General features: G+C 43.0%; 9 protein-coding genes and 2 pseudogenes. 6 read left to right on the plus strand and 5 right to left on the minus strand.

Annotated elements, in window-relative coordinates:
• Positions 1-747 (plus strand): DUF2461 domain-containing protein, encoded by a 747-nt coding sequence (locus ACSLP7_RS09305; protein WP_435579044.1) that lies wholly within the window; start codon positions 1-3, stop codon positions 745-747.
• On the opposite strand, the gene ACSLP7_RS09310 is transcribed toward ACSLP7_RS09305, so the two are convergent.
• The gene (locus ACSLP7_RS09310; protein ID WP_435579045.1) at positions 724-1,980 is read right to left on the minus strand and encodes a 3-deoxy-D-manno-octulosonic acid transferase; all 1,257 of its coding nucleotides are present in this window, start codon (positions 1,978-1,980) and stop codon (positions 724-726) included. The genes ACSLP7_RS09305 and ACSLP7_RS09310 overlap by 24 nt on opposite strands.
• A gap of 97 nt (positions 1,981-2,077) precedes the next feature.
• Between ACSLP7_RS09310 and ACSLP7_RS09315 the strand changes: the two genes are divergently transcribed.
• Entirely contained in the window at positions 2,078-3,235 is a 1,158-nt protein-coding gene (locus tag ACSLP7_RS09315; protein WP_435579046.1) for a DegT/DnrJ/EryC1/StrS family aminotransferase, read from the plus strand.
• 3 nt (positions 3,236-3,238) lie between these two features.
• Positions 3,239-4,264, plus strand: coding sequence for a UDP-glucose 4-epimerase GalE (gene galE / locus ACSLP7_RS09320; protein ID WP_435579047.1), 1,026 nt, complete (start codon positions 3,239-3,241; stop codon positions 4,262-4,264).
• Positions 4,265-4,274: 10 nt separating this feature from the next.
• Here galE and fabD read toward each other — a convergent pair whose 3' ends face one another.
• The 4 genes and pseudogenes from fabD to ACSLP7_RS09340 form a co-directional block, all read right to left on the minus strand.
• Complete coding sequence (gene fabD / locus ACSLP7_RS09325; RefSeq protein WP_435579048.1) at positions 4,275-5,162, minus strand: ACP S-malonyltransferase; 888 nt, start codon at positions 5,160-5,162, stop codon at positions 4,275-4,277.
• A 32-nt stretch (positions 5,163-5,194) separates the two neighbouring features.
• Positions 5,195-5,890, minus strand: a complete 696-nt coding sequence (locus ACSLP7_RS09330) for a fructosamine kinase family protein (protein ID WP_435579052.1) — start codon at positions 5,888-5,890, stop codon at positions 5,195-5,197.
• Positions 5,891-6,045: 155 nt separating this feature from the next.
• A pseudogene (locus tag ACSLP7_RS09335) lies at positions 6,046-6,522 on the minus strand (dihydrofolate reductase).
• Between the two features lie 139 nt (positions 6,523-6,661).
• Positions 6,662-6,814 (minus strand): hypothetical protein, encoded by a 153-nt coding sequence (locus ACSLP7_RS09340; protein ID WP_435579049.1) that lies wholly within the window; start codon positions 6,812-6,814, stop codon positions 6,662-6,664.
• Positions 6,815-6,975: 161 nt separating this feature from the next.
• Here ACSLP7_RS09340 and ACSLP7_RS09345 point away from each other — a divergent pair, with 161 nt between their 5' ends.
• From ACSLP7_RS09345 to ACSLP7_RS09355, 3 genes and pseudogenes are all read left to right on the plus strand, one after another.
• Entirely contained in the window at positions 6,976-7,344 is a 369-nt protein-coding gene (locus tag ACSLP7_RS09345) for a hypothetical protein (RefSeq protein ID WP_435579050.1), read from the plus strand.
• Positions 7,292-7,663, plus strand: coding sequence for a hypothetical protein (locus tag ACSLP7_RS09350; protein ID WP_435579051.1), 372 nt, complete (start codon positions 7,292-7,294; stop codon positions 7,661-7,663). The genes ACSLP7_RS09345 and ACSLP7_RS09350 overlap by 53 nt, the downstream gene beginning before the upstream one ends.
• A gap of 152 nt (positions 7,664-7,815) precedes the next feature.
• Positions 7,816-8,003: pseudogene (locus ACSLP7_RS09355) on the plus strand (aminotransferase class V-fold PLP-dependent enzyme); the annotation flags it as partial.

The following is an 8,003-nucleotide window of genomic DNA, read 5'->3' on the forward strand; positions in this document are numbered from 1 at the left end:
ATGGAAACAACAGTTTGCTGCAACAATTGCAAGACTCCATGGACGAACTCAAAGGACAGATCAACAGATTACAAGCAGATGAATAATCAAGGGCAAGGCTTTGAGCGCCTTATTGAATTTTTGCGAAAACTACAGGCAAACAACTCCAAAGCCTGGATGGATCAAAACCGCAAAGAGTATCAAAGTGTGCGTGATTATTATGTGGGTTGGTTAGATATGATGAATATCGAACTGGCTAAAATAGATCCCGATTATTACGACACTCCAGGTAAAAAGGCTATCAATCGAATCAACAATAATTTGATGTTTCATCCCAACCGACCCGTTTATAAGGATCACTTTGGAGCCGGACTGGACCAGCTCAGCAAACAAGGTGACTTTTATATTGAGATTAATACTGAAGATGTTTTTATAGGTGGAGGCTATTGGCATCCAGATCCCAAATCATTGCGCAGCATTCGTCAAGCCATTGATTATGATGGAGAGCGTTTACAAGCCATTTTAAACAAAACTACTTTTAAGAAGCAGTTTGGAGCGCTCATTGAAGCGGATTCGCTAACTCGCGCTCCTAAGGGGTTTGCGGAGGACCATCCGCAGATAGATCTATTGAAACGCAAAGCCTTTGCTGTGAGTTGTCAATTGCCTCACGAGTTACTTTATGATGATGCTTTTAATAAAGAGGTGATTCGTATTTATAAAGAGATGCTTCCCTTTAGACGCTATCTAAACCAAGCGGTTACCGTATAGCTCGTCAAGGTGTTTCATGATTGTTCTAGTAGCACCCGTATTGCTGTTGATATAGTGCTCACAGATCATACCCGTTTGCGAACGGAATTTAGGGTCTTCCAACATTTTGGTGATGATTTCTGTAAAGCCTTCGGCGGAGTTTATTGCGTAAAGGCCTGCCAGATCTAGCAGTTTAATCGCTTCTGGAAACGCGTCAAAATTTTGACCAATAATAATAGGAACTCCAAAAGTGGCGGGCTCTAATATATTGTGAAGTCCGGTTGACCCCATAGCTCCACCTACATAGGCGACATCGGCATAACTGTACACTTTGGTCAGGTATCCCACGGTATCTAAGATCAAGATTTGCGCTTTTTCCAGTTCCTCCATGGAAGCCTGAGTATAGCGCACTGCTTCTGTTCCCAGTTCTTGATCTAAACGCTCAATGCCTTTTGGATTCATGGAGTGCGGAGCAACAACTGTTTTAATACTGCGGCCGGTTTCGGATTTGAGGAATCCTTTAAAAACAGCTTCATCCTCGGGCCAACTACTTCCTATGACCAAAGTAGTTTTACCTTGACAAAAAGCCTCCATAAAATCCAAAGTGTTGTCTTGTTCAATCTGTCTGGAAACTCGGTCAAAGCGTGTATCGCCACTTTGAGTGATGTTTTCAAAACCGTGTTGTTGGAGTATTATTCGGGAGTTCCTGTTCTGGACAAACAAATGATCAACAGTTTTTAAAGCTTTTAGTAAAAGGCCTCCTTGTGGCTTAAAGAAAGACTGATCTTTTCTAAATAGGGCAGAGATCAGCAAGTTTGGAACTTTGCGCTGTTGCATCTCAAAAAAGTAGTTCGGCCATACCTCGTATTTGACAAAAATGGCCAGATCCGGATTCACAATATCTAAAAATCGTCGGGCGTTGGCTTTGGTGTCCAGCGGTAAATAGGTAACCACTTCTGCCAGGGCAGTTTTATATTTTACTTCATAGCCAGATGGCGAAAAGAAACTGACCACGCGGGTTACTTCTGGATAGGTCTCTTTAATGGCTTCCAGCACTGGAACGCCTTGTTCATATTCTCCCAAAGAGGCACAGTGCATCCAAATTACTTTACCAGTGGCAGGCATGTGCTTTTCTAAATTTTCAAACAAGCCTTTTCGTCCGTTGACAAATGACCTCATTTTGGGACTGAACAGTCCTAGCACTTCCAAAACAGGACTGCCTAAATGGGTCAATATGTTGTAGAGGGATCGCATTAAATTACCTCAGGCTAAAATACGTTTCTTTGCCCAAATAGATTGCTAAGGCCCGTGTAATTTCGTAATATTGTTATGCTAATTCACACCGTCGAAAATGAAGAAAATTCAAATGGTCGACCTCCAAGGTCAGTATCAAGAAATCAAAGAACAAGTAGACAGTTCCATTCTTAATGTTGTTTCCTCTGCGGCCTTTGTCAACGGGCCAGAAGTGCATAGTTTTCAAAAAGAATTGGAGGACTATCTCGGAGCCAAACACGTTATTCCATGTGCTAACGGAACCGATGCTTTGCAGATTGCCATGATGGGGCTTGGACTAAAGCCAGGCGATGAGGTAATCACTGCGGATTTCACTTTCGCGGCTACCGTTGAGGTAATTGCACTTTTACAATTGACTCCCGTTTTAGTGGACGTTGATCCTGTGAATTTCAATATTGATATTGCAGCCATAGAAGCCGCAATTACGCCCAAGACCAAGGCCATTGTTCCTGTGCATTTGTTCGGACTTTGCGCCAATATGGATGCGGTTATGGAATTAGCGCAAAAGCACAACCTTTACGTCATTGAAGACAACGCTCAGGGTATTGGCGCTAATTTCACGGCTGCCAACGGAGCTAAAACAAAGACTGGCGTTATTGGGCATGTGGGTACAACCTCTTTCTTTCCTTCAAAGAACCTAGGTTGTTACGGAGATGGAGGCGCCATCTTTACCAATGATGATGATTTAGCCCATACCATTCGAGGCATTGTAAACCATGGTATGTACAAGAGATACCACCACGATGTGGTTGGGGTAAATTCCCGATTGGATTCTATTCAAGCGACCGTATTACGCGCTAAATTGCCTCATCTTGACAGATACAACAATACGCGTCGTGATGCGGCTAGAAAATATACGGATGCCCTACAGCACAGTCCAAATTTAATAACACCAACCGGAAAGTGCGATACTTCCAATACGGTTTGTGATACCTGTGACTGTCATGTATTTCACCAGTACACCTTAAGAGTGACTAATGGAAAGCGCGATGCTTTAGTGGCGCATTTAAATGATAAGGGCATTCCTTGCGGTGTTTACTATCCAATCCCATTGCATCGCCAAAAGGCCTATCAAGACGATCGCTACAATGAGGCAGACTTTAGTGTAACCAATCAGCTTTGTGAAGAAGTGATCTCCCTACCCATGCACACCGAATTGGATCAGGAGCAGATCGATTTTATCACAAAAACAGTATTAGACTTTGTAGACAATTAATCTATGGCAGCTAAAAAAGTACTGGTTACAGGAGGTTTAGGATATATTGGGTCACATACGGTGGTTTGTTTGCAGGCTGCAGGTTTTGAGGTTTTTGTGGTGGACGATTGTTCTAACAGCTCAGAAGCCGTTTTAGAAGGTATTGAAGCAATCAGTGGAAAGCAACCACATTTCACCAAATTAGATCTGCGAGACAAAAATGCTACGGCGGCTTACTTTGCCCAACATGCAGACATGGATGGGGTGATTCACTTCGCAGCATCTAAAGCTGTTGGAGAAAGTGTAGCCGATCCTCTAAAGTATTATGAGAACAATATCTCTGGTCTGGTTTACGTCTTACAAGGCTGTGTAAAACACGATATTAAAAATCTTATTTTCAGCAGTTCTTGCACCGTTTACGGCCAGCCTGATGATCTTCCCATTGATGAGTCTGCGCCGGTAAAACCAGCAGCTTCTCCTTATGGAAACACTAAGCAAGTGGGAGAGGAGATCATCTTAGAAAGCTGTAAAGCATATGGGCTGGCGGCGATTTCCTTGCGTTATTTCAATCCGATCGGTGCTCATGATTCTGCTCAAATTGGTGAATTACCGTTAGGAGTACCGCAGAACCTAGTTCCTTTCATTACGCAAACAGCTGCAGGTCTTAGAGACGAATTGCAGGTCTTTGGAGATGATTATCCTACTGCTGATGGTAGTTGCATTCGCGATTACATTCACGTGGTTGATCTGGCAGAGGCGCATGTGATTGCCCTAAGTAGATTGCTGGAGCAAAAGAACACTGCGAATTTTGAAGTCTTTAATGTGGGTACAGGAGAAGGAAGCTCTGTGTTCGATATCATCAAAACTTTTGAATCAGTGAGCGGCAGTGCTTTGCCACATCGAATCACCGACAGACGGCCGGGTGATGTAGTGGCGGTTTATGCCGACACTCAAAAGGCCAATGAAGTTTTAGGCTGGAAAGCCCGTTTCAGTAATGAAGACGCACTCTCGTCAGCTTGGAAATGGGAGCAGAAAATCCGTTCTAAATAATCATTTCAACTTAGGAAACAATTCCAGCTTTCTGAGTTTCCTTACTGCGATCGATCTTTTTGATCAATCCTTGTAATACGTTACCAGGACCAACTTCAATAAAAGTCTCAGCGCCATCAGCGATCATTTGCTGCATGCTTTGTGTCCAACGAACAGACGCCGTAAGCTGTTTGATCAAATTCTCTTTAATTGCCTCCGGATCCGTTACTGCGGCTGCAGTTACATTTTGATAGATCGGACAGATCGGCGATTTAAAGTTGGTGTTCTCAATAGCTTTAGCTAATTCTTCACGCGCAGGTTCCATAAGTGGTGAGTGGAATGCTCCACCAACAGGCAACATTAAAGCGCGGCGGGCTCCAGCCTCTTTCAAGCTTTCACAGGCAGCTTCAACTGCAGGTACTTCTCCAGAGATTACTAATTGTCCCGGGCAATTGTAATTGGCAGCAACTACAATACCAGGAGTCTGCTCACATACATTTTCAACCACTGCATCTTCAAGTCCTAATACAGCAGCCATAGTTGAGGGTTGAATCTCACAAGCAGCTTGCATAGCTAAGGCGCGTTTAGAAACTAGATTCAATCCGTCAGAAAAATTCAAGGCACCACTCGCTGTTAAGGCTGAAAGCTCTCCTAAAGAGTGTCCCGCTACCATATCTGGAGCAAAATCACTCCCCATTACTTTAGCCAATATTACCGAGTGTAAGAAGATCGCAGGCTGCGTTACTTTAGTTTGCTTTAAAGCATCAGCGTCTCCAGTAAACATGATATCAGTAATGGAGAAACCCAATTGCTCATTTGCAGATTCAAAAAGTGCTTTAGCTTCAGCAGATGCTTCATAAAGATCTTGACCCATTCCTGTGAATTGAGCCCCTTGTCCTGGAAATAAAAATGCCTTCATAATGGTTGAATTTGGCGGTAAAAATACGCTTTTTAGCTGTATTTGGATAGGATACGTTGAACGCCTGCTAAATAGCTGCTTCCAAATAAGTTAAGGTGAGCTAAGAGGTAGTATAATTGATAAATATCTAGCTGTGATCGCCAGTTGGAAGGCAGTTTGCTTTTGCTGGCATAGCATTCAAAAACTAAATCTGGAAAACCGCCAAAGAGATCCATCATAGCCAGATCCATCTGCGCAATACTATATCCAACCGCTGGATCTATTAAAACAGGGCCGTCAGGTCCAGCTAAATAATTGCCGTTCCAGAGATCGCCGTGGATCAATGCTGGCCTCTGTGTTGGAATAAGTTGCTCTATATTTTTAAAAAAGGTGGCGGTTCTAAGTGGAAAGCCCGCATCATGTGCCCATTTGATCTGAGGCTCCACACGGTCTGAAATATAGTGTTCCACCGCACTGTGTTGCCAGCTATTTTGTTGGGGTAGGGAACCGATGAAATTGTCGTGATCCAAACCAAAGTTTCGGTGAGTATTGCTGTGTAGTTTGCTCAGCTGCTCTGCAAAGGCCTCCCAAAAAGAGTCATCGGTAGGTGTCGATTCCACATAGCGCATCACTAAAGCCGTGCTTGAATCAGTTGTGAATTCGCCTGCTAACTCTGGGATCTGAAAGCTTCGCGTACTCGCTAATAGTTTTAAACCTTTGAGTTCTGACTGTAAGGATTCGATCTTCAGTGGACTCGTAGCAAATTTTTAGCTACCCAAGTTTCCCGCTGTCCGTTTTGCAGCTTTAAGGCCAAATGAATGTCTCCGCCAGAAAGAGGCGTATAATCTACTATGGGGCCCGTTTGCTTTTCAATTAAAGCTTTGAGCCTCCGCGCTGAACATCTTTACTTTCTCAAATAAGTTTCAAAGACGAATTCATAAGCGTGCTTCTCGTCTTTAGGATGCTTTTCTGAGTTCACCAATTTCCAGATGCGCTCATCGATATCTGGAAAAAAAGGTGTCTGCTTCAAAAAGCTCCATGTACGCGTGTCAATTCTATTTTATCTGCATGCGGAAGTGCTTGTTTGTAGATCTCTCCGCCACCAATAATGAATGGATTAGCGTCATGCGCAGATACCTCAAGGGCTTGTTCCACAGAATTCACAATGATACAGTTGGGATTTTTGTATTCAGGGTTTCTAGTTATCACTACATGTATGCGATTGGGAAGTAGTTTTTGGAAAGGACTCAAAGGTCTTTCTTCCCATAATGATGTGATGCCCTGTGGTAAGGGTCTTAAATCGTTTAAAATCTACAGGTAGATGCCAAACCAAATCATTGTCTTTGCCCAATTCGTTGTTGGCTCCGGCAGCGGCTATCATGGTCACGGTATTGCTGCGATTTCCTTTGTCGGGACTCGGTGAGCCAGTGTCTATGGAGGCTGCTAATTCTGCGAGTTTAGCTTCCTGTTTCCCCTTTAGATTTTCCAATTGTTTAGACTCCCATTCTTTACCCATAAATTTACTGGTAATGAACACCGTTGCAGCGTGATAGAGCAGTAAAACAGAACCAGGCAAGGATGACCCAAACAAACCAATCCGCCATGAATTCTTCTCCATAACCCAATCCCTTGTTGAGGATTACCATTAATAAAGAACCTATGAGAAAGACCACAAAATGGGCAAAACAATCGCTTTTTTTTGACGAATCCTTTTGGACGCATATTCAAACTGCACTTTTTGGTCTTGATCTATCTGCGGTTTTTTACTGGATTTTGAAAACATTCTCGCTACATTTATAAGATCAAAGTTACCAAAAATTACGCCGGTTCTATCATGATAGATTTTGAGAATCAATTTCCGCCTTTAAAAGAATTCACTTACCTAAATACTGCTTCGTCGGGGCTTATTCCTATGCGTGTTATTGAATGGCGAAGCCAGCACGACCAAGACTTCTTAAGCCAGGGAAGCATTTTTAGAGACGATCATAAAATTCTCATTGAAGACATAAGAGGAAAAGTGAGTTCTTACTTTGGAGCGTCTATGGATGACATCGCTTTGATTCCCAATTTTACTTTTGGTTTTAATACCCTTTTAGACGGATTTGACCCTAAGATGCGTTTTTTTAATGCTTCGTGGGGATTATCCTTCTTTGAATTGGCCCGTAGAACGCCGAGAATTTCCACACCGCTATGTTGCTATTGATGCGAGTTTGGAGCAGAATATTCAACAGGCTTTCGAGGCGGGAGCCCCAGATGTTTTTGCCTTCTCCTTGATACAATACATCAGCGGTATTCGTTTGAGTTTTGATTTCCTGTCTGATTTGAAACGCGCCTATCCCAACACTTTGTTTGTAGCAGATTGCACTCAGTTTTTGGGTACAGAAGCTTTCGATTTTCAGACTTCACCACTGGATGTTTGTGATTGGGAGAGTTGTTATAAGTGGATGCTTTCTGGTTACGGTAATGGCTTGCTATTTATCAAGGATGCTTGCCAAGGAAAAAATTATATCCCAAGGTCATAGGTTTTTAACTCCACGGAGTACAAGAGTTTTTGAGCGAGAAGATGCTCCTTTCAATCGACTTTTTGAACCCGGACATCACGATACCTTGAACCACGGCAGTGTGGCTAAAGCCATTGAATTTATTCAAGAATTGGGAGCTGAAAATTGCTTCAATGCCTTGCAAGCCATTAAGGGCGAATGCGATGGATGCCTTTTTAGAGCGCGGTTTAATTGACCAACATCTGGGCGATCGTGAAATGCATTCGTCGATCTTTAATTTGAAATTGAATTCAGACGATTACTATCGCTTAAGAGATGCTGGAGTGCTGACCTCTTTACGAGGAGATGGTGTACGCGTAAG

Origin of the sequence: Gilvibacter sp., assembly GCF_965601605.1 — a bacterium.
Taxonomy (GTDB): domain Bacteria; phylum Bacteroidota; class Bacteroidia; order Flavobacteriales; family Flavobacteriaceae; genus Gilvibacter.